General features: G+C 34.5%; 20 protein-coding genes. 4 read left to right on the top strand and 16 right to left on the bottom strand.

Annotated elements, in window-relative coordinates:
- Nucleotides 1-26: 26 nt before the first annotated feature.
- Nucleotides 27-1,160 (bottom strand): BA2291 family sporulation histidine kinase, encoded by a 1,134-nt coding sequence (locus BAU23_RS08540; protein WP_000425092.1) that lies wholly within the window; start codon nt 1,158-1,160, stop codon nt 27-29.
- A 238-nt stretch (nt 1,161-1,398) separates the two neighbouring features.
- On the opposite strand from BAU23_RS08540, the gene BAU23_RS08535 reads away from it, so the two are divergent.
- Nucleotides 1,399-1,791, top strand: coding sequence for a YueI family protein (locus BAU23_RS08535; protein WP_000247573.1), 393 nt, complete (start codon nt 1,399-1,401; stop codon nt 1,789-1,791).
- Nucleotides 1,792-1,911: 120 nt separating this feature from the next.
- Here the strand turns inward: BAU23_RS08535 and BAU23_RS08530 are convergent, their stop codons facing one another.
- The gene (locus BAU23_RS08530) at nt 1,912-3,336 is read right to left on the bottom strand and encodes an aldehyde dehydrogenase family protein (RefSeq protein ID WP_071734107.1); all 1,425 of its coding nucleotides are present in this window, start codon (nt 3,334-3,336) and stop codon (nt 1,912-1,914) included.
- 144 nt (nt 3,337-3,480) lie between these two features.
- Nucleotides 3,481-4,836 (bottom strand): hemolysin family protein, encoded by a 1,356-nt coding sequence (locus BAU23_RS08525; protein ID WP_000356242.1) that lies wholly within the window; start codon nt 4,834-4,836, stop codon nt 3,481-3,483.
- Between the two features lie 363 nt (nt 4,837-5,199).
- Here BAU23_RS08525 and BAU23_RS08520 point away from each other — a divergent pair, with 363 nt between their 5' ends.
- A complete protein-coding gene (locus BAU23_RS08520; RefSeq protein ID WP_000456025.1) occupies nt 5,200-5,685 on the top strand; it encodes a polar chromosome segregation protein in 486 nt (161 codons plus the stop codon).
- 100 nt (nt 5,686-5,785) lie between these two features.
- Here the strand turns inward: BAU23_RS08520 and BAU23_RS08515 are convergent, their stop codons facing one another.
- The 13 genes from BAU23_RS08515 to gntK all read right to left on the bottom strand — a co-directional run bounded on the left by BAU23_RS08515 (nt 5,786) and on the right by gntK (nt 21,367).
- A complete protein-coding gene (locus tag BAU23_RS08515) occupies nt 5,786-6,382 on the bottom strand; it encodes a hypothetical protein (RefSeq protein ID WP_000487800.1) in 597 nt (198 codons plus the stop codon).
- Between the two features lie 316 nt (nt 6,383-6,698).
- Nucleotides 6,699-8,549 (bottom strand): hypothetical protein, encoded by a 1,851-nt coding sequence (locus tag BAU23_RS08510; protein WP_071734105.1) that lies wholly within the window; start codon nt 8,547-8,549, stop codon nt 6,699-6,701.
- Nucleotides 8,539-10,356 carry an AAA family ATPase gene (locus BAU23_RS08505; protein WP_071734103.1) on the bottom strand — a complete coding sequence of 606 codons (1,818 nt, stop codon included), beginning with the start codon at nt 10,354-10,356 and terminating at the stop codon, nt 8,539-8,541. Before BAU23_RS08505 ends, BAU23_RS08510 begins: the two co-directional genes overlap by 11 nt.
- Before the next feature lie 106 nt (nt 10,357-10,462).
- Nucleotides 10,463-10,723: a hypothetical protein gene (locus tag BAU23_RS08500; protein WP_000504036.1), complete on the bottom strand. Its 261-nt coding sequence runs from the start codon at nt 10,721-10,723 to the stop codon at nt 10,463-10,465.
- Nucleotides 10,724-10,799: 76 nt separating this feature from the next.
- Nucleotides 10,800-12,227 carry a basic amino acid/polyamine antiporter gene (locus BAU23_RS08495; RefSeq protein ID WP_000129456.1) on the bottom strand — a complete coding sequence of 476 codons (1,428 nt, stop codon included), beginning with the start codon at nt 12,225-12,227 and terminating at the stop codon, nt 10,800-10,802.
- Nucleotides 12,228-12,440: 213 nt separating this feature from the next.
- Nucleotides 12,441-13,952 carry an ABC transporter permease/substrate-binding protein gene (locus BAU23_RS08490; protein WP_071734101.1) on the bottom strand — a complete coding sequence of 504 codons (1,512 nt, stop codon included), beginning with the start codon at nt 13,950-13,952 and terminating at the stop codon, nt 12,441-12,443.
- A 3-nt stretch (nt 13,953-13,955) separates the two neighbouring features.
- On the bottom strand, nt 13,956-14,903 hold the full coding sequence (locus BAU23_RS08485) for an ABC transporter ATP-binding protein (RefSeq protein WP_000614087.1): 948 nt from the start codon (nt 14,901-14,903) through the stop codon (nt 13,956-13,958).
- Between the two features lie 104 nt (nt 14,904-15,007).
- Nucleotides 15,008-15,565: a YdcF family protein gene (locus BAU23_RS08480; protein ID WP_001045787.1), complete on the bottom strand. Its 558-nt coding sequence runs from the start codon at nt 15,563-15,565 to the stop codon at nt 15,008-15,010.
- 63 nt (nt 15,566-15,628) lie between these two features.
- The gene (locus tag BAU23_RS08475) at nt 15,629-16,858 is read right to left on the bottom strand and encodes an MFS transporter (protein WP_000097152.1); all 1,230 of its coding nucleotides are present in this window, start codon (nt 16,856-16,858) and stop codon (nt 15,629-15,631) included.
- A 1-nt stretch (nt 16,859) separates the two neighbouring features.
- Nucleotides 16,860-17,396: an NADPH-dependent FMN reductase gene (locus BAU23_RS08470; protein WP_000780365.1), complete on the bottom strand. Its 537-nt coding sequence runs from the start codon at nt 17,394-17,396 to the stop codon at nt 16,860-16,862.
- 153 nt (nt 17,397-17,549) lie between these two features.
- Complete coding sequence (gnd, locus tag BAU23_RS08465; protein ID WP_000765986.1) at nt 17,550-18,446, bottom strand: phosphogluconate dehydrogenase (NAD(+)-dependent, decarboxylating); 897 nt, start codon at nt 18,444-18,446, stop codon at nt 17,550-17,552.
- 18 nt (nt 18,447-18,464) lie between these two features.
- A complete protein-coding gene (locus tag BAU23_RS08460) occupies nt 18,465-19,814 on the bottom strand; it encodes a GntP family permease (RefSeq protein WP_000260210.1) in 1,350 nt (449 codons plus the stop codon).
- Nucleotides 19,815-19,828: 14 nt separating this feature from the next.
- On the bottom strand, nt 19,829-21,367 hold the full coding sequence (gene gntK, locus BAU23_RS08455) for a gluconokinase (protein ID WP_000450019.1): 1,539 nt from the start codon (nt 21,365-21,367) through the stop codon (nt 19,829-19,831).
- Nucleotides 21,368-21,932: 565 nt separating this feature from the next.
- On the opposite strand from gntK, the gene BAU23_RS08450 reads away from it, so the two are divergent.
- The gene (locus BAU23_RS08450; protein WP_071734099.1) at nt 21,933-22,835 is read left to right on the top strand and encodes an ABC transporter permease subunit; all 903 of its coding nucleotides are present in this window, start codon (nt 21,933-21,935) and stop codon (nt 22,833-22,835) included.
- Entirely contained in the window at nt 22,832-23,851 is a 1,020-nt protein-coding gene (locus BAU23_RS08445; RefSeq protein WP_071734098.1) for an ABC transporter permease, read from the top strand. Before BAU23_RS08450 ends, BAU23_RS08445 begins: the two co-directional genes overlap by 4 nt.
- The last annotated feature ends 89 nt before the right edge of the window (nt 23,852-23,940 follow it).

The raw sequence follows: 23,940 nt of genomic DNA, 5'->3' as shown, positions 1-23,940 counted from the left end.
TACACCATTCGTATGGTGTAGACTGTTTACTTTTGAAACTCAATTTGAAATTCTGTCCAGTCGTTATTCGAACGACACAATATGGATCCTTTATGCTTTTCTACAATTTGTTTACATACAAATAGTCCAATACCAGTTCCTAGCTTTTTAGTAGTTACAAATGGCTCAAAAATGGTTTCTACACTTTCCGCTGGAATCATAGGTCCATTATTTTTTATAACAATACGAATTGTGGTATCCTCTTCAAATACATCAATGATAATTTTCCGCTCTTCTTTCACCGATTCAAGAGCATCAATTGAATTCATTAAAATATTTAAAAATACTTGTCTCACTTCACTTCGGTAGCCAATGAGTGGAATAGGATACGGCAAATTTTTTTCAATCAAAACATTTGCATTAACTAAACTTGGATACAAGAATTGTATAATATCTTGAAACAAGTCATTTAGCCAAAAACGTTCCGATTCATTCCACATTTCTTTTTTCGACACAAGTAAAAATTGTGAAATCCTAAAATTCAATTGATCTAATTCATGTGAAATAATATCTAAATACGATAGATTAGGATGGTCTGTCTTCAATAACTTTACAAATCCCATAATTGAAGTTAGCGGATTACGAAATTCATGGACAAAACTAGCCGACATTTGCCCTAGAATCGTAAGCCTTTCTTTATGTGTTTCGTTTATATATTGCTGTTTTTCTTCTAAATTTCTCGTTATAATTTCTGAGTATTTTAAAACGGTATAATAAATTAATTTGTCAAAACAAGTATGTATTTTGGCCATAATCGGTTTCAGTTCACGAGCGCTTACATCCAATTCGCACATTGCTTCAAAAAGTTCATTTCTTCCCACATTTGCATTGTAGACAAAATCTCCAATATTCGCATCTGCCCCTGCACGCTCAATGGCAATTTTCTCACATAATGGTTGAAGATAATTAATATCTTTATCTTCCATAACAAGTTCGATAATTAACTCTAATAAATTTTCTCCATTTTGAACTACTTCTTGTTTAAATGGATCTTTTTCGGAAATTATCATTTTGTTTTTCCAGTTCTCTACGAATTGGTGCTTGTTGTTTTTCAAGTGCGAACAAAATACTTCTTTAATATCCTTATCGATTGGAAAAACCTCCATTCCCTCCATTTCCATACGACGAATACCCTTTATATTTTGAATATTAACACAAAAAATACATTTCGTTAATAGATTATTGTCACATTTTGTTAATTTCTGTTGATAAAATTTATTTTTCCTTTCTTATTAAATAAGTTTTATTCATATATCTCTTTTTCTTTCTCATTTTTTAATTATTTTTCTGTTCAAAACTACTTTTTTTTGCATCCTTTTTAATTCTTGCGTACAATAAGAATTGAAAGGTGTGAAAAATATGGTAAATAAAAATGTGGAAGATTATCTCCAAGAAGGCATATATGGCCAAAAGCAAAACAAACCAGAAGAACGTAATATGTATTTAACTACATTACGTGAGCGTGTAGAAATCGCTTTAACAATCGGTCAAGTAATGCAAAGTAATGTATATTCTGAAGTAGCTAGTAGCATGCGCTCTTCTCAATCATTACAAATATTCCTAAATGGTAGCATTGCTTACCCACATTTATCAAAATACATTAAATTAGCAAATGAAAAAAATGTTCCTTTTACAATTGTTCAAAATAAAGGTATTGAAACACCAATCGGTTTAGTACTATCTCATAGCACTGCTGTAGATAAAGAACAAATTTATGTAGAAGATGCTATTTTCAAACAAGAAATGAAGTAAAAGGTACACTTACTTAAATGAAATCGTTCCGTGAAACGTAAAACAAACAATAAAAAACGAGTATGGAATCGTAAACATTTCCTGCTCGTTTTTTATTGCGATGTTTAAGCTCGATCCACTTTATTTTTTAATACACACTAATTTCATTTCTGTCATTTCTTCTATTGCATATTTAATTCCTTCACGTCCAGTTCCGCTTTCTTTCACACCACCATAAGGCATATGATCTACTCTGAACGTTGGAATATCATTAATCATGACACCACCGACTTCTAATTCATCAATGGCACGCATTGCTTTACATAGATTGTTTGTAAATACACCTGCTTGTAATCCATAACGTGAATTATTTACTTGTTCTAAAGCCTCATCAAATTCTTTAAATGTATTTACTGTCATAAGTGGACCAAATACTTCTTGGCACTGAACAGATACATACTCTGGAACATTTGTTAATACAGTTGGTTCAAAGATCCTTGCATCACGTTTGTTACCACCGTATACAACATTTGCTCCTGCCTTAACTGCCTCTTCTACCCATGAACTTACACGTTCTACATCGTTTTTTGAAATAAGTGCTGATACATCTGTTTCTTCATGAAGCGGGTCTCCTACTACAACGTTTTCCATTACTTTTGTTAATTTTGTAATAAACTCATCTATTTTGCATTCATGTACAAAAACACGTTGTACAGAAATACAAACTTGTCCATTATTCACAAACGCGCCCCATGTTACACGTTCAATTATTTCGTCTGTCAATTCAACGTCTTCATCAATGATAACAGCAGCATTTGATCCTAATTCTAACGTCACTCGTTTCAATCCAGCTTTTTGCTTAATTCCAATACCTACTTTTGGACTTCCTGTAAAAGTAATACAAGCAACGTTCTCATCTTTTACTAATGCCTCACCTACAACAGGTCCAGGTCCAGAAATTATATTGAAAGCTCCCTTTGGTAAACCAGCTTCTTCAAATAATTCCACCAATGCATATGACGAAAGTGGCGTTTGGTCGGCTGGCTTTAGCACTATAGTATTTCCAGCCGCAATTGCCGGACCTACTTTATGTGCTACTAAATTAAGTGGAAAATTAAACGGTGTAATAGCACCAATAACTCCGATTGGTTGTCGAATTGTATACGCTATACGGCCCTCTGCTCCTGGTGCCGCATCTAATGGTAACGTCTCACCATATATTCGCTTCGCTTCTTCAGCTGCAAACTTATATGTTTGAACAGTGCGATCTACTTCTCCCCGTGCAGCACGAATTGGTTTTGCAGCTTCTTTTGCAATAATCACTGCAAACTCTTCTCTTTTCTCATCCATTTTTTGTGCAACCTTTTCTAAAATAGTTGCGCGATCGTATGAAGATAATTTTTTCATTTCTTTCATTGCATTTTTAGCCGAAACTATTGCTTCCTTTACGTCATCTTCTGTACCTTGCGCAATCTCCGCTAATATTTCTTCAGAATATGGTGCATACAATGGTTTATACGTCCCTACTGATTTCCATACCCCATTTATATATAAATGCTTTTTCATAGTGGTTCTCCTTCCGAATATATATATACAATAATACATTGCATTTACTTCACCTAGTGAAAGGTCTAACTTATGTAATTGTATCATAGCCCTAACACCCCCAAAAACATTTTGCTCAAAAAAAACTCTGCTACAAAGCAGAGTTTATGAACTAATTTGTTCTTGGAGCGAAATCTTTTTTTCATCCCCCACAATAACAATCGATTCTGAAGGTTTCGTTACTTCCAACCTCTTAATATAGTGCCCATCTAATTCCTTCACACAAAACTTGTAGTTTTCAATTTCAATGGTATCTCCTTCGGCGATCTCAATATTTTTGGTTAGTATCCAGCCGCCGATCGTATCGACATCATCGTCGTCAATAGTCAAACCTAATAATGCATTCACTTCACTAACAAGTACTTTTCCTTCTAAAATTGTTTTCGTCTCACTAACTTGTTGGATTTCTGGTTGTTCATCAGTATCGAACTCATCTTGAATATCCCCTACAATCTCTTCTAAAATATCTTCAACGGTTACAAGACCTGATGTACCACCATATTCATCAATCAATATAGCAATATGCGTCCTTTCCCTTTGCATTTTTAAAAATAGATCATGAATGGGGATAGATTCAATTACTAGAATAATTGGCCTAATATATTGCTCGACTGTCTTTTCACTAACAACTCGATGCTTCACAAAATCTGTAAATATATCTTTAAAATTCACAAAGCCTATTACATGGTCCTTATCACCATCAACCACCGGATACCTCGTGTATTTTTCATGAGACATTTTTTGTAAAGCCTCTTCGGCAGGCATTTCTTTATTTAAAATATTCATTTCTGTTCGTGGTACCATTATTTCTTTCGCAATACGATCGTCAAATTCAAATATTTTATTTACATACTTATATTCAGATTGATTAATCTCACCGTTTTTATAACTTTCTGAAACCAACAACCGCAATTCTTCTTCTGAATGCACTTCGTCATGCTTTTTTGGTGGTTTCAACCCAAAAAATTTCGTAATTAGCCGCGCTGATCCATTTAAAATCCAAATGAATGGGAATGCAATACGATAAAACAAAATGAGTGGCTTAGCAACAAAGAAACTCACTTGTTCTGCTTTTTGAATCGCGAATGTTTTTGGAGCTAGCTCCCCTACTACCACATGAAAAAATGTGATAAACAAAAACACTAAAACTATAGCCAAAATATCTGCGAGTTGAGTGGGGACATTCCAATTAGCAAACAACACATCAAACATGTGCTTTAGCGCCGGTTTACCAGACCACCCAATCCCAAGAGCTGTAACAGTTATTCCTAACTGACAAGCTGATAAATATTCGTCTAAGTTTGTAATGACTGTTTTGACAGATATCGCACGATTATTTCCTTCTGCAATTAAATAGTCAATTCGTGAACTCCTCACTTTAACAATTGCAAATTCTGCTGCAACGAAAAATGCCGTCAAGGCAATTAAAACAATCACTATACTTATACTATATATGTCCAAATACTTTTCCTTACTTACAGTGTAAGCAAGGAAGCCACCTCCTACTTAAATTTATTCAAGTGAAGTAAGCATTCTTATACTCTAATAAAATTCTACATTAGCAACCACCTTTTTATATATTATATGCATACATAAAAAAGATATTTATAATTATGATAATCTAATTAACTTATTATCGTCAAACTATAATAATCTCAATTTTTCGATAAATAAAAATAATTTATATAAATCGTATATGCTAAACAGCTCAATTTCGTGAAAAAACACTTTCTTTGCCGATTCCACACTTCTTTTGTCACACCTGAAGGGAACTTACTACATAACTAGAAATCATTCAACAGGATATATATAGGAGGGATTATTTTGGAATATAAAACACCATTTATCGCGAAGAAATTAGGTGTTAGCCCAAAGGCTGTTGTCCGGATTGCACAACAATTAAATCTTACGATAGAAAAAAATAAATATGGTCATTTTATTTTCACACAAGGTGATTTAGATCAAATGTTAGAATACCATCGTTCTCAAGCAGACCAACCTCACAACGTTCAACCTACTCAAACAACATCATCAAATGATTTTGAGCAATTAGCAGCTCAATTAAATTCAATTACGAGAAGACTAGATCGAATGGAAGAACAAATGCTAGATAAAGCAAATGATGTCGTTACATACCAACTTTTACAACATCGCCGTGAAATGGAGGAAATGTTAGAGCGGATTCAAAAACTAGAAGCTGCCTTAAAAAAAGAAGAACCAATATATATTACTCCTGATTCAAAACCAACATATGAAAGAGAAAAGAAACCTAAGCGCCGCAAAATGATTTTTAGTATATTTGGACTATAAAATTGTAGACCCTTATTACAAGAATAAGGGTCTACTTTTTGTATGAAGAAAGAAGGCTGTAACATGACACCCTTCTTCATATATACATATTCATATATTTTTATTTTGTTAACATAATATTTTTACTGTATTCTGCAATAAGTGCCTGCGCATGAGCATTCCCTTGAATAATATCACGGAATTCTTTCAAAGAATACAAATGTGTAGCCCCTTTTCGAGCATGGATCCGTACTGGTACACCTTGTAAAGTATCATGAAACTGGAATGGATTATCTATCGGCTCAATTGGAAAACCGAGTGTAAGTAAATACATATACATTCTTTTTGTAACTGCTGCAATATACCATTCAGCTTTCGTCTCTAGCGCATGCATAAATAAAATAGCTGCCAGCCTTTTGAAATGTCCTCTCCCCCGAGACGTTTTCGCAATGCTTAACTTTCCTATTTCATATACATTTTTCAAATCTTTCACTAAATCATTTTTAGAAAACGGATAGAAAAACTCCGAATTTGATTGTTCAGGTACTGTATACTTAATACATTCTACTGTACCAATATGATGTTCATCTTCTATTAATAAAAATCGTGATGGATTTAAATTACGTTCTACAAACATTAAATTTCTTTCTTCACAAAAATCTCCCCACAGTTGCTCGAACCAAAAATGTTCTTCCTTTGTTTGAACACGCTGGAACATATTTACCCGCCTTTCCCATCGCCGCTCTGTTTTTTGATAACGCTTTCACTTACTATCATATAAGAACAAATCTTCGTATGCAACTAAAAATATTTACGTCTTATTATATTCTGCAAATTGAATTAAATTCCTATTTCACACTCTGTTCCCCCGTATGTACCATTTCTTACTTTCTTATACAATCGTACATACAAAGAAAGTTAATTTCTCTAATGAAAGATGATTATCATTTCAAATTCGACCCATGTTATGCCTCTTTCCTTATGGCATATAATTCTTCTTAACATAAAGAAATCCTTTATAAAAAGGATTTCTTTTACATTTTATTGCTTTTTAACCATTTTTCAAAAATTTGAATCATCCCGTGCTTTCCCGCCAACTTCTCTTCTCCTTGTTTCGTCTTATACGGATATAATTGTAAAAACACACCACAACCAGATTCTATTTTTTTACTATGCATATGACTCCCTGGATATACACAAATCACTTCATAAATTGCCCTACGATGAAAAACTCGTTTTCCACTTTGTTCTTCTACATACTTAATAGACCAGTATTTATACATTTGCTCCGTCGCTTTCGTATTACCAATAGGTTGAAAAATATTATACATAGGGCTATATTTCACTTCAATAATTATAGATGATTTATATACGTACTCCTCTTCTTCCTTTACATAACAATCTAGACGTATATCTGGCTTCTTTGTGTCTTCTCCATTATAAAAATTACTTCCTTTGCTAAGTGCAATAAGGGGATGTGTTTCAATTAGATCATTAAATGCGACGTGTACTTTTATATTATCTCTATGCAAGATAACTGTCGTTCCATCTTGTAATCCGTCTAAATAAAAATGTTCTTGTATTTGTTCACGGATAGGATTCTTATCTTCAAATCCGATTTGTTCTAATATAGAAATAACGATAAAAAAAGCGTAATACTCATACACTAAAAACGTTGGTTTATATACGAATAATAAAGATGGGGATTGCTCCGTTTGCTGCGGTAACAATTCTAAATGATGGAGTAATTGTTGATGTGGTATAGATAAAGTGTGCGAATTAATGTTAGCTGTTTCAGAAACTTCCCTCCAAAATGGAGAATACAATAAATTTCGAAAGTATTGCACGCTTTCATGTACGATATGAGCTAATATTTTATATTCTTGTATTTTCACAGAACTTTTACGTAAATCTGCTTCTTTCAGTAAATGTAGATTTCTATATTTTTGTTTTTCTCTGTCCGTGACGGATCCATTTCGTTCAATCGTTTTCATAATTGTTTTAACAGCTTGAAATTCGTCTGACTTTTTCTTCTTTTCTCCTTCTAGTATTTCAATCGTTTTACGTACAAAACTTTCTGCTTCAAGTAAATAATAATAGAATTGCATTGTTTTAAATTTAAGGAATGCATTTTCAATACTATTTTTTTTCTCCTTAAATTTACGGTTGTAATATTTCGCATAAAGCTTTCTTTCTGTCATAATGGCAGCTTTTCTCGTTGTCTTCCGCTCTTTCGTTTCCCAATTAAATTCGTGTACAAATTCCGCATTCGATTCTACTTTCTTAAAAATTTGTTTTATTCTTTTCATTTTTTGTGGCAATTTTCTTAACAATACCAAATAAGAAGAATCTTCAATATCGCTCAGTGCTGAGAAAGTTTTCTTGTAATAACCTCTATCTAAAATTAACTCGTTTAAAATTGACTTCACATAATCTTGAATCATTTCAAATTGGTCATCAAAAAAGTTTTTAGGAACAACTTGAAACGCCCCATAATAAGTTTTATCTTCTATACGCACTTCAAAATGATATAAGCCACAGCGCCACGGATAAAAAAATTCAGTTTTTCCATGTTCATACACTAATACTCTTTGTTTTTTTTCATTTAATTCATATTGTGATTCTTTTATATTCTTTTGTCCCTCATATACTTTATTCCATATGAATGTAATATCCATTGGATTTTGATAATGGAAATGCAATTTCAGTGGTTTTAATTCCTGTACCTTATAAATACATTGAACTAATGCTGTAGTAGACGTACAAAGGCGATTTAAAAGGATAAAATCGCCTTTCCCCTCAGTACCGATGATTAGCTTCAATACAAACGGGAGCGTTTCTTTCGTATCGACGATTGCTGTTTCATAACGCTCCTCATTTTGCATATCCATACAGCTCCAGTTCTCTACGCTTTTGTCTTATATAAGCTAAAGAATGTTCAAATGTAGATACACGATTTGCAAGCGGAGACTGTAAAAGTGGTATCAATATCGCTCCCCTTTTTGCTTCTTCAGAAAGTAGAGAGCCCACTGTCATTTCTGTCCCCCTTAATTTCGTTAATACGCGTTGCTTTATTTGCAAGTCAAAGCCTTCTTCCCTGCTAATCATATAGGACTGATTATTTTGGAACGGTATATTTTGCAAATACGTAGCGATTGCGTTTGCACATCGGAAAGAAATTCCTTTTGATGTATCGTGTGATGATAATACATCATGTAACTTATCCAATAACTCTAATTCCTCTTCAGTAAACACTTCAATCATCTCTTTATTCCTAAACCAATTAATTCGAAATTCTCCCGTTGTTACTTTCAGCGGAGGTTGCTGAACTACTTTCTCTTGTTCTATACTCATCTCGCAAAACGGAATTTTTTGTAGCGTAATCAAATTTGTTCGATCTAATAATCGATCGGAAAGTTCTTTCGTCGTTTCATCAAAATTTACAGTGCCTACGAAAATAACATTCTCACCAATTTCCACTGAAGGCGGAATTTGATTTTCTATTTCTTGTACTTTCTCATACAAATTCAAAATACGATTTTGCTTTTCAAGTTGAAGAACGGATAGAAATGGAGTAAACCAATGCTCAATATGTGACATGTTCATTTCATCAAACACAATTATATACAATTGATTTGGGTTTTCTTTAGCCTGCAGCAATGTCCGAACTAACTTCGTTTCACTTTCAATAAAATTACCATTCGGATGAAGGTAGCCGAGAATATCATGTGGTTCTTGATACGATGGTGAAATTGGAATCCAAATTAATTCTTCACCATAACGTAACCCAAGTGCTTCTGCATATGCTTGCACAAAGCGTGATTTACCAACACCTGGTATACCACCAACAATCGTTAACATATTGGTTTTAACACTAATGTGAAAATTATATATATCTGTATCATCCAAATATAGTCCTTTTTTACGAACCATACTTTGTACATACTGCAAAAAAGAGGATTCACGCTCATCCCATTCCCAGTCCTCCTTTTGCATTTTAATATCCTCTGCTTCAACTAACTTACCTTCTTCAACAATTCGTTTATTTAGTTGCTCATACACATTCTCACTTACAAAATATAAATGATCATCTACCGCTATTTCTATATGTTTCATCCAATCGTTTATTTCAATATATTTGCATTCTTTTCTTTGCTCAAAATATGAAATTGAACTTATTGATGATTTTAACGATAAATTCCCATATAGTCTTCCTTCATACCATAATAATTCTGGAGGCTCAAAGTCTTTTGGTAATTTAGGCATAAGAAATGATAAATAACCGTTGCTTAACTTCCGTTCCAAAGACGCTCTCTTTTTATAATTCGAGACCTTTGGTGAAGGAATCAATTTATATGAAGATGCTATCTCCCTAGGCTCTTCTGTACATATTAATTCCAAAAATAAATTTCCTCGATCATAATAAAGACGAAACATAACTAATTGCTTTTCTAATTTACGCTTCTTTAAATCAGTAAAGATTTTTTCATTTTTTTTATTACTGCATAATCCTTCAAATAAATATTTTCCAGCCGGAAATAACTCTTGTAAAGTTAAGGGTAATGGAGAAAGGCATTGTACAAAGAAATTTTCTCCATTCTTCTCTCCCTCCGCTTTAGCAAACGTTCCAATAAACCTCATATAATACATTCGTTTTATAAAACTTGGATGAAGAGCTTTATGTAATTTCAACGTAGTCACCTTCTTTTTTCATACTATTCTTAGTGTATGAACTACAATCTAAAACTAGAAATAAAAAACCTGACGTCATCCGTCAGGTTCAAAAATAAAACGTATATTAATGAGAAGGAAATGCTTTTTTCTCTTGCAAAATGGCATTATGAGCGATTTTCATTTTAGCAAGCACGTACCGCAATCTATCTTCGGCATTTTCATCTTTATTTTGCTGCAACTCCGCCAAATTCTCTACAGAACTCGCTAAATTTTCAATCACTCCTCGTAGTTCAGGATGATGATTAAAAAAAGATTCTTGCACCAGTACTTTCCTTAAATCACTAGCTAACTCCATTATTCTAGACAACTGTTCTTTTTCTCCCATTTTCATCCCTCCTGAATATCTTATGTATTAAATATTCTCTAACCAAAGAAAAAAGCCCTTTAAATGAAAAGGACTTTTACATTTTTATATTTCCTGTCACAAGCATATAAAGTGATGTAATAGCGGCAATAACAATCGCCCACATCACATATCGCTCTTTACCTGCAAAACAACGATTCCCTTTTTCTTTTCTTGCAAACATATACACGAGAATCCCAATACCATATACGATTGAAACAAGCAGTAAATTCTTTAAACCAGCTGCGTAAATGAGCCATACAGAATATACAGAAGCAATTAATGCTAACAAACCATTCTTCACTCTCGCAACTTCCAGCTCTTTCGTAATGACTAATTTCAATTGATATAACGCTGATAATAAGTACGGCAGTAATATAGATGTTGACGCAATAAAATACATAATTTGATATGTCGATTGTGAAAACAGAACGATTATAAATATAGTTTGGGCAACGATATTTGAAATCCACAATGCCATATGCGGCGTTTGTTTCTTATTTGTTTTCGTAAAGACTTTCGGAAACACGCCGTCTTTTCCTGCTACGTGAGAAATTTCAGAAACAAGTAAAAACCAGCCAATTAATGTACCTACAAGTGACGCAACTAATCCAATATTAATTGCCATTGCACCCCATGGCCCAACAACATGTTCTAATACATGTCCCATTGAAGGAGTTTCTAAAACGGAAAGTTCTCCTCGTGTCATTGCTCCCATTGACAGAACAGAAATTAAAATATAAATAGACATTACTAAAATAAGTCCAAGTACTGTCGCTTTTCCAACGTCCCTGCTATTTTTAGCTCTTCCTGATAATACAACTGCTCCTTCAACCCCAATGAACACCCAAAGGGTTACAAGCATTGTATTTTTCACTTGACCTAGTACAGAGGAAACTGAGATAGTTCCTTCGCCCCAAAAGTCATGTGTAAATGTATCCCAGCGAAACGCTGTTACCATCACGACAATAAATAGTAAGATCGGAACTAATTTCCCAATCGTTGCGATAACATTCATAATGGAAGCTTCACGGATTCCAAATAAGATAAGAAAATGAAGTGTCCATAATAAAAGTGATGCACCTACGATTGACGCAACATTATTTCCACCTTTAAAAATTGGGAAGAAGTAACCTAATGTACTAAACAGTAACATAATTGTTGCAACATTTCCTAAAATACCTGCTAGCCAGTATCCCCAAGCACTGTTAAAACCAATATATTCACCGAATCCAGCTCGTGCATAACTATAAATTCCGCCCTCAAGCTCCGGTTTTTGTCTTGCTAACGTTTGATATACGAGCGCGAGTGGAATCATTCCCATTGCTGTAATACACCAACCAATTATCGTTGCACCACTATTTGCTCCTACTGCTAAATCATGCGGTAAACTAAAAACACCGCCACCAACCATCGTTCCAACTACTAATGCGATTAACGGAAAAAATCCTAACTTCTTTTCTATTTGTACCACCCCATCTGTCATTCTAGGTGTTATGTTCGTTCAACTATTAAAGTCACCTTTTTCTCTAATAGACGTTTCTCTTATATTTTTTCAGGAAAACATTACTTATTCTAAAAGAAAATGAAGAAAAATGGAATACTTTTTTAAAAAAATGTATAAGTATGCACGAAAAAACCGTTCATTTTGTAATAAACGGTCATTTCATACATATAAAATTGTATATTTATTGTAAAATTAACGAAGTAACTTCTTTTTTTGTAAAAATTGTTTTGCGACTTCTTCGCTACTTTTACCTTTTACGTTTACTTCATAATTCATTTTTCTCATTTCTTCATCTGTAATCTTTCCAGATAATTTATTTAATACTTTTTCGAGTTCAGGATATTTCTGTAACGTCTCTTTTCTTAATAATGGTGCTCCTTGATAAGGCGGGAATAGTCCTTTATCATCTTTTAGCACTTTAAGCCCATATTGCTCCAATTCACTATCTGTTGAATATGCATCGATTACGTTAACATCCCCCGATTGTATTGCACTATAGCGCAGTTTCGGTTCCATCGTTTTAACATTTGAAAACTTATAGTTATATAATTTTTGCATTCCTTTATAACCATCTTCACGATCAGCAAATTCTAATGTAAATCCTACTTTAGCTTCCTGTGCAATTTTTCCTAAATCAGAAATTGTATTTATGTTATTTTGATCTGCTATTTTTTTCGGCATGGCTAGTGAATATGTATTGTTATACTCCATTGGCTTTAACATAACCATATTATATTTGTTTTCCATTCCAATACGAGCTTGTTCATATACTTCATCACGATTTGTACTTTTCGGTTCTTCTTTCACGAAAGTAGATAAAGCTGTACCTGAAAATTCTGGGTATATATCTACTTCACCTGATTTTAACGCTTCAAATACAAATGCTGTTTTTCCAAGTCCCGGTTTTAATTCCACTTGTAAATCTGTATCCTGTTCAATAAGTTGCTTGTACATTTGAATTAATATTTCAGGTTCTGATCCTAGTTTACCGGCAATAACAATATCTTTCTTTTGGGTATTCCAAAGAAATGGAGCAGCTATCATTACTACAACTATACATATCGTCAATATAACGCGCTTAGAAGAGCGTTTCGGGCTCTCAAGTATGCGAAGTACTATATCAAAGAATAAAGCGAGTAACGCGGCTGGTACGGCCCCTAAAATGATAAGCGCATGGTCATTTCGATCTATGCCTAATAATATGAGCTTACCGAGCCCACCAGCGCCTATTAAAGCAGCTAATGTAGCTGTTCCAACAATTAATACCATTGCTGTACGAATACCAGCCATAATAATTGGCAATGCGAGCGGAAGCTCTACCTTCCATAATCTTTTCCAGCTATTCATCCCCATAGCTCTCGCCGCTTCTATAAGTGATTCATCTAATTCCCGTATTCCTGTATATGTATTTCGTAAAATAGGTAATAGTGCATACACAACTAATGCGATTATAGCTGGCAGTTTTCCAATTCCTACTAACGGAATTAATAGTCCAAGTAAAGCAAGTGAGGGCACTGTCTGCATAACAGCAGAAGTCCCTATTATAAATTCAGCCATCCGTTCTTTTCTTGTTAATATAATGCCAAGAGGCACCGCAATAATTACTGCAAAAAATAGTGAAATAAGCGATATTTGTAAATGCTCACTTAATGCACTTAGCAATTCTACTTTTCGTTCTTGGAACGTTTGAATAAAATCAGTCACTGTTTAGCCTCTTTCCTTCATTTGTTCAACAATGTAATTGACAATATGATGACTTGTTAATGCTCCAACATATTGACCATGCTCTTCAACCGGCACTGACTCTTCAGTTTGTAAGCGGACTAGTGCTTCTTGTAATGACGAATGTAAAGATAAAGCATTCCCTTCAACTCGTATACCCTCGTCTAGCGGCAATACCTCTTCTATACTCTTCCCCTCATACCAAGGTCGTCCACGATTTCCAATGAACTCCTCTACAAACTCATTTTTCGGGTTATGTATAATTCCTTCTGGTGTATCTAATTGAACAACTTTTCCTTCTTTCATTACACAAATACGATCACCAAGTGATAAAGCCTCTTGCATATCATGCGTTACGAACACGATTGTTTTTTGAATCTTTTTTTGCAGTTGTACGATATCCTTCTGGAGCTGCTCCCTACTTAACGGATCTAACGCACTAAATGGTTCGTCCATAAGTACAATTTTCGGGTTTGCGGCTAATGCCCGTACGACACCAACACGTTGTTTCTGCCCTCCCGACAATTCATCTGGCATACGATCACGATATACATCTGGATCGAGCCCAACCATCTGTAGCAAGTCATCGACACGTGCTTTTATTTCCTTTTTGGTCCATTTTCTCATTTCAGGGACAACTGCAATATTTTCAGCAATTGTCATATGTGGAAACAGCGCAATCTGCTGCAACACGTATCCTATATTCCAACGTAATTCATTTATATTATATTGTTGAATATCTTTTCCATCGATTAAAATTGAACCTTCTGTCGTTTCAATTAAACGATTGATCATCTTCATTGTCGTTGTTTTCCCGCAACCACTCGGACCAATGAGAACAAAAAATTCTCCTTTTTTAATTTCTAAATGCAATGAATCCACTGCTTTTGTGCCATCTTCATACGATTTGGACACATGATTAAATTGAATCACAAATACAACTCCTTTATTGTTGTTTCCTTTATTTTGATGGAATATGGAATTCATTTCAAATGATACGCATTATTTCTATATAAAAAAGAGCTCACATTTGAGCTCTAACGGTCGAACAATATTGTTTTCATAATAGCAGCATATTCACGCACATACATTTTTCTCTTAGAACGCATTGGTGTTTCTGCAGCTAATGCCTCCATCTTCATTCCTAAACGCCTTGCAATTATTTTCGTTCGATATAAATGATACGTATTACTGACAACTACCGCATGTTTTACATCAAATAAATCCATACTAAACTTTAAATTTTCATACGTATTTGTCGAACGGTCTTCCATTAAAATACGACTCTCATCTATACCATGTACCATTAAATAGTTTCTCATACTGTGAGCTTCCGGTATATCTTCATCTTCCCCTTGACCACCTGAAACAATTACTTTTACTTCAGGGTGAGAATATAAATATTCCAACGCTACATCCAAACGGTTTTGAAGTGATAAAGACGGTCTATCTCCAAATAACTTTGCACCTAATATAAGAACGTATGGAGAGTGATTACTCAATGTTTCACGAGCAACTTTATTCATTCGAAACGTCATATAAATAATGTATAGTGGCGGTAGTAATAAGATTATAAGTAATATCCATTTGTTCATAAATAAGTTAGCACTCCCTTTCTTTTTATTATATAGAAAAAGAAAGGGAGTAAGAAGTGTTTTTTAAACGATGGATTTATTAGACACATTCGCTTCCATTTTACGTTTTGAAATTACATAATAAAAAGCAATCCCTAATGATAGGATCAATATAAAGCTTAGTGCGTAAAACGGGATCATCACCCCTGCCTTAGATACGCCTGCCGTAAACAACATTAATAATACAATTCGAATTCCTGTACCAATTAATCGAAATAAGCTGTCCACACGTCCCATTACTTCATTTGGGATTTCTTCCATCATCAATACATTTCTCGCCACTCTCGTTCCAGCATTTCCAATCGCATGAAAAATCGCAAGTCCATATAATAACATAATGGAAGGCTCAATAATCATTGCGGTAATTGAAATTACATAAATGAACATCGTCATAACGATTGAAACTTCTGTTTTGACATATTTCATCATGATTGGAATACTTATTCCTGCAAGAACCGCTCCGACACCGTACATCATACCTTCAATTGCGTATACAGAGGCACTAGCTTTGAGTATATCTGAAATATATACTGGGATTAAATAATTTGCCATCATGACACCGATAAACGGCATATAAGTCGCTAGTAAAAACCAAAATAACTTAGGGCGCTTTTTCATAAAGTGAATTCCTTCGAACAATTGCTTCTTAAAGGTTACTTTCCCTTTTACTTCTTTTTTCTTTACATATGGTATACATAAGAACAGGAAAAATGCTCCTGCAAAAGTTAACATATCCACTAACAAGATCCATTTCAGAGAAATAATCTCAATTAAAAAACTAGCAGCTGCACCTGAAATAACTTGCGTTAATTGTCCTTGTATTTCCATCGTGCCACTTAAACTTTTATAATGCTCTGATTGAAATATTTCTTGGTTAAATGCAAATATTGTGGGATAGAATAATAGATAATAGAAAGAACCTGCTATATAAATAATAATGTAATGAATAGAATTGTATGATTGCCCAGCAAATCCCCAAATAGCCATCATTCCTATAATGGCTATCCCGATACCTTCGTTACATAACAATAAAGATTTTCTTGAAAAACGATCTATGCTTTGCCCAATGAATGGTGTTAGTAAAAACATGATGAGAGTTGCAACGATAGAAATATACCCAAACGTTGTCTCTCCCCCACTTTCCTTAATCAATAGCCACGGAATCGTAATCATAACAATCCCAGAGCCAATAGCAGATAAACTATTGGCTCCTAGAATGTAGTACAAGCGAGAATCATGATAAAGAGAGGACATATCACTCAACTCCTAGTTGTTTTTTCACCTCTTTATATACGCTCATATATGCTTTTAATTCTTTAACTAAATCATGAATCAATGGTTTTGCATCTTCTCCCAGTTCACCATCTTGCACATGTAATCCATCAAGTACTATTTGTTTTGGGATTGCATTTGCGTAAACGCCTCTAGCGACAATGCGCATACTATTTAATGCGTTTATTCCCCCTTTACCTCCTCCAGCAACTGCTAGCAATGCGACAGGTTTATGGATGAATTCACTGCTACTTAAGTAGTCTAACGAATTTTTCAGCGCTCCGCTCATCGCGTTATGATATTCTGGTGTACATAGTACTACTCCATCCGCAGCTTTCACTAAAGCTTTTAATTTTTTTACTGCCTCTAATTCACGTTGTGATTCTTCTCCATTATATAAAGGCAATTCCGCTACTGCTAAATCGTATAACTCCCCTTCAAATTGCTCTGCAATATATTTTGCCACAACGCGAGTTCTACCGAATTTTCTTGGTGTACCGTTAATTACGACTAGTTTCATAATTATTTCTCCCCTTTGTTTTCAAGTTATATTTATATATTATCAGAAATTTCTATACAAAACACAGTAAAAAGAGGGAAAAACTTTCATTAAATAGTATGAGAAATAAAAAAAACTCATACTTTCGTATGAGTTTCACAAAACTAATATTTCCTATTTTTTCACAACCTCATGTCCACCGAATTGATTACGAAGTGCAGAAACCACTTTTCCGTGGAATGTATCATCTTCTTGTGAACGGTAGCGCATAAATAATGACATAGCGATAACTGGTGCCGCTGCTTGTAATTCAAGCGCAGTTTCAACAGTCCATTTCCCTTCTCCTGAAGAGTTCATTACACCTTTAATGCCATCAAGTTTTGGATCATCTGCAAATGCTTTTTCAGTTAAGTCCATTAACCAACCACGGATAACTGATCCGTTCGCCCATACTTTTGCAACATCTTCATAATTGAAATCAAAATCACTTTTATCAAGTACTTCAAATCCTTCAGCGATTGCTTGCATCATTCCGTATTCAATACCGTTATGAACCATTTTTAAGAAATGCCCACTACCGACGCGGCCTGCATATGAATAACCATTTTCTACTGCTAAATCTTTAAATAAAGGTTCTAATTGATCATAAATTTCTTTTTCTCCACCAACCATTAAGCAAGCGCCGTATCTAGCTCCTTCTACACCGCCTGATGTACCGATATCTACATAATGTAAGCCAAAGCTTTTCGCTTCTTCAGCACGGCGTAACGTATCCTTATAGAATGAATTTCCACCTTCAATAACGATATCGCCTTCCTCTAATAATGGATATACATCTTTTAGTACTGACTCAACAACTTCTCCTGCAGGTACCATTACCCAAATTGTACGAGGCGCTTCTAATTCAGAGATCATTTCTTTTAATGTATGACGAGCAGTAATCCCTAATTTTCCTGCCTTTTCAACAAGCTCTTTATTTACATCGTATACAACTACTTCATGCTTATCTTCATGTAAGTGTTCCGCTAATGGGAATCCCATTTTTCCTAATCCAATTAAACCTAGTTTCATATTAATCAATCTCCCATTCTATACAAATATATTTAATAACGAAATTAATCCAAGTGCTACAACAGATAATATTGTCTCCATTGCGGTCCATGTTAATAATGTTTCTTTCACAGTCATTCCGAAATACTCTTTAATCATCCAAAATCCAGAATCATTTACATGCGATAATATTAATGACCCTGCTCCTGTTGCAAGTGCCAGTAACTCTACATTTACTCCTGGTGTACTTGCTGCAATCGGTGCTACAATTCCAGCTGCTGTCATCATAGAAACAGTAGCCGATCCCGTTGCAACTCGGATAAGTGCAGCAATTCCCCAACCTAATAATATCGGTGAAATATGCGATTCTTTCGCCATCTCCGCAATTGTAGTTCCGATCCCAGAATCTAATAACACTTTATTAAATGCGCCGCCTGCACCGATAACTAACAGTATGTTTGCAATCGGCCCTAAGCAATCGTTTGTAAATTGTAAGACTTTGTCTTTAGAAAATCCTTTTGCATAGCCAAGACTAAAGAAAGAATATATCGTTGCAATTAATAATGCGACTATTGGATCTCCAATAAAGTGCAATACTTGTGCAAGTTGACTCGTTTTGCTTAACGCTACTTCCGCAATGGATGCACCAAGCATAAGGAATACTGGAAGTAAAATAGTAAACAATGTATTTCCGAAACTAGGAAGTTCCTTCTTCTTATCTCTTTCAATAAATTGCTCCGCTATTTCTAATGGTACTTCTTTATGTATACGAGCACCGATCCATTTCCCATAAAGCGGACCTGAAATTATTGCAGTTGGAAGTCCGACAATTAATGCATATAAAATTGTCTTCCCTACATCTGCTTTAAATATACCTACCGCTGCCATTGCTGCTGGATGCGGTGGAACAAGTCCGTGTACAACCGACAGACCTGCTACTAGCGGAATTCCGATTGTAATAAGTGATACCCCTGTTTCTAACGCAATTGTAAATACTAACGGAATTAATAGTACAAATCCAACTTGGAAAAACACCGGAATCCCTACTAAAAATGCAACGAACATCATTGCCCAGTGAACACGCTTTTTCCCAAAACGTCCAATTAATGTGTTTGCAATTCGTTCAGCACCGCCAGACTCAGCCATCATTTTTCCAAGCATTGTTCCTAAAGCTAAAACAATCGCCAAAAACCCTAACGTATTACCAAGACCTAATTTAATAGAATCGATAATCCCCGGATGTTGTGGTGAAGTTCCAATTAAGGGCATCCCCATCGCTAGCCCTACACCAATTGCTGTTAAAATTAACGCGACAAATGGATGCCATTTTACTACCGTAATTAGTAAAAGTAATATGACAACAGCCGCTAGTACAATCCCAACTACCATTTCTCCCAATCCCCCTATTGTTTACGTTGGAAAGCAGCTATACAATCAAATTCTTCTTTCAAACGATTGTAAAGTCGTTCATACATATAAAACATCTCTAAATATAAAGCCGTATTTTCTTTATTCGGTACATGGTGATGGACAATATCAATCCAATCCTTCACCTCTTCAAGAGAATCAATTTTCCCAATTGCATACAAAGCAAGTGCCGCTGCCCCAAGCGCAGATGCTTCATGACTTTCTGGAACAAGCAATTCTTTCCCCATCATGTCAGATAACATTTGTCTCCAAAATGCAGACTTTGCAAAGCCTCCTGAAACACGTATTTCAGTAAGTGGCCCCGTACAATCACGAATGGCAAGTGCAACTGAATACACACTCATACAAACTCCTTCCATGACAGCACGTATGAAATGTTCACGTTTATGCTGAAGGTTAATTCCGAAGAATGTACCACGAGCATTTGCATTCCAGTAGGGTGCACGTTCTCCAGATAGAAACGGTAAAAATAGCAATCCATCTGCTCCAGCTGGTACACTTTCTGCATACTTAATTAATAAATCATAAGGATCAATCCCAAGCTTCTTTGCAACTTCTTGCTCTGGGCTACCAAATTCATCACGTAACCATCTCAGTAATATTCCGCCGTTATTCGTTGGCCCACCGATAACCCAGTGCTCATCTGTTAATGCGTAACAAAACGTTCTTCCCTTTTCATCTGTATTGACATTTGATGAAATTGTTCGAACTGCACCACTTGTTCCAATCGTAATTGCAGCTGAACCAGGCGATATTGCACCAACACCTACATTTGCAAGAACACCATCACTCGCACCAATAACAACTGGAGTATCTTCATGAATGCCCATCTTTTGTGCTAATTCCGGTTTCATTCCCGATAAAATATATGTAGTTGGTACAGGTGTTGATAATTGTTCTGGTGACATATTTAACATAGTTAAAACATCTTCATCCCAGTTTAATGTTTCTAAATTAAATAACCCAGTAGCTGATGCAATTGAATGATCAACTACATAGCGTGAGAATAATTGATAAATGACATACTCTTTAATGGAAATAAATTTATAAGCAGTTCTGAATAACTCCGTTTCTTCTTCTTTCATCCACAGTAATTTAGAAAGTGGTGACATCGGATGAATCGGTGTACCAGTTCTTCTATAAATGTCATGACCATTCATTTGTTGTAATAGTTTTTCTGATTGCTTTGTGCTTCTATTATCTGCCCAAATAATAGAGCGCGTTAACGGCGCTCCGTTTTCATCTACTGCAATTAAGGCGTGCATTGCTGTACTAATACCGATTGAAGAAATATCCTCTGGTGACACATTACTCTTTTCGATGGCAACGCTTACAGTTTTATATACAGCAGCACATATTACATCAGGATCTTGCTCAGCCCATCCGACGTTCGGTTGAATAATTGGATAATCAACTGCATGTGAAGCAACGACTTTTCCTTTTTCTGTGAACACAACCGTTTTTGTACTTGTGGTACCGATATCAATCCCGATTACTCTCCCCCTTGTTTCCATGCGAATCTTCCCTTCGTTTCTAGCAAAATACGATCTAGTAAACCGTTTACATGAATTAGTATATAAAATATTTTTTCATAAATCAAGTTATGAAAAGAAAATTTTTTTCATAACGAAAAATAAATCCCCTCATTCCATTTCACCTACATACTAAATTTAGCTTTTTCTTGCGGTAAAGTTACCTTATATTCCTTACGCAACACACTCTTTTTCTCTCATTAACAACGCATATTTGGTCCTTCCATACTTGCTACTCATTTGCATGAAAAGGGAGTTAAAAAACAATATTCATTATTAGGGGTCACGTCACATAGCCCACCAAGCTAAGAAAAGCAACTACCTCCAAAATGGGAATTCTGTGCATTTTGCTCTTTTTTTATTGTTTTAGTTTCACTCGTTCTTTTATCTTGATGGACATAGGGCGTGGCTCCCTACTATCACTTTTTTACCTTGTAAATATATGTTCCATACTATAAAATCTAACAGTATTTATATTTTTCTGAAAAATCAAAACAAAATATGAACTTTATTGTATAATGTTGTAAAAAGATGTCGGAGGGATTTAATGTTCTATAAAATATCTCAATTCACAATAAAACTTTCATCAATTCTTTTATCACTCTTACTATTATTAAATTTACCTTATTTATTTATCACTCAACAGGGATTCACTTTTCAACCAATTCATTTTTTTAATCAGATCGTTACTATGTTAAAACAGGTTTTCTCCCCTGAATCATTAGTAGTTATAGGATCAGACCCGAAATTTGGTCATTTCAAAAAGACACCATTATTTCCAACTGTTTTAGAACCTTACCTCTATTCATTTACTGTATTATTTGTAGCCTTTTTGCTTGCACTCTTTCTATCATCTAGTATGGCATTTTTTTATTTTTTAGCAAAAGATTATATAAAAAAATGGATAAACCGAATTGTATTCATATTAGAAGCTGTCCCTGATATGATGATGATGATTTGTTTGCAAATATTTTTCATATGGGTACTTCAGAAATTCGGGGAATCTCCTGTCACCATTATTTCTTTTAATGAAAATCGAGCTTATTTACTCCCTATTTTATCTTTAGCAGTCTTACCTACATTACAAATGTTTCGGATGATGGTGTTATACATAAAAGAAGAACATGAAAAACATTACGTAGAGGTTGCATATGGAAAAGGACTTTCATCAAGTTATATACTATGCATTCATTTATTCAAAAATATATCTATCCACTTCTTTCACCATTTAAAAACGATTTTTGTTTTCTTACTTTCTAACTTATTCATTTTAGAATTTGTTTTTAATATGGAAGGCATTATCCAATTTTTATTTAAGAAGGCGTTTATTTCACCTCCAGCTGCATTTATCATACTTGTTATGATTATTTTACCGTTTTATGCCATTTTTCAAATAATCTCATTCATGATGAATAGATGGCAAAAGCAATTGAAAGGAGCAGTATTATGAAATCTATTTGGAAATCAAAACGATTTTTAATCGGCTTTACTTATTTATTCATACTTGTTTCAGCTAGTTTTATTTATAGTTGGTTCTTTAAAGATAACATCCCAAAACCTCCTCAGTTACTTTACAATGACAATAACGAATTACTTGGAAAGGCCCCCTTTTCGCCATCGTTAATGCCGCCTTTTGGATCTGATCGTTTTGGAGAGTCTGTTTTCTTACAAATTGTAGAAGGAGCAAAATTCACCATTTTATTAGCCGTGGCAATTAGCTTCTTTCGAATTTTATTCGGAACATGTATAGGAATCCTCTTAAGTTTATACGCTCCAAAATTCAAGAGATTTTTCCAGTCATGCTCAGAAGTTTTTTATTATATTCCAACTCTATTTATCGCATTTATACTCATCACGCCCGTTAATATTGTAATCACATCAAACGCTGATAGATTAGACCCAAATATTTCATTTATGTTTTATCAAGTACTCGTACTTATTTTCGTCGCTCTACCTACACTTTCTTTATATATATCCTCAGAGGTTGATGAATTTATGAAACAAGATTACATTTTAAGTTCTCAATTGCTGGGTGCTAGCCGTTTTCATATTATCAAAAAACACTTACGAGTCTTATTACTTGATCGCTTATTTGTGTTATTCATGGAACATATCGTCCAAACACTCATACTCGTTATCCATTTAGCGTTGCTTAACATTGTAATTGGCGGGATACAAATGCGGGAACTCTATGACGGAGTGCCCAAACCTGTTTCTATATCTAATGATTGGGCAGGTCTTATTGGATTAAATCGTTATGAAATGAATCTTTCATGGTGGATTATTTTTTATACTCTCGTTTCATTCTTTATTACGATTATTTTTATTAAGCTTATGACAATCGGGATTCAAGATGCACTGAAAGCAAGAGATTCGCAAGTTGTAGCAATTAAAACCGTTCCAGATCATAAAAAATTTGTTGGAAATAAAGATTCTTTTTCGTTTGCAAATAAATTGAACCTTTAATCATTTCTCATTAATCGGCATTGCTATTAATGGAATATAAAGAAGATGATCCCCATTGAATACAGGGACCATCTTCTGCATGCCGTCTA

The sequence above is a fragment of the Bacillus nitratireducens genome (assembly GCF_001884135.1).
GTDB lineage: Bacteria > Bacillota > Bacilli > Bacillales > Bacillaceae_G > Bacillus_A > Bacillus_A nitratireducens.
Note: the sequence above shows the minus strand (reverse complement) of the source record. Positions and strands in the feature narration are given on the sequence as shown.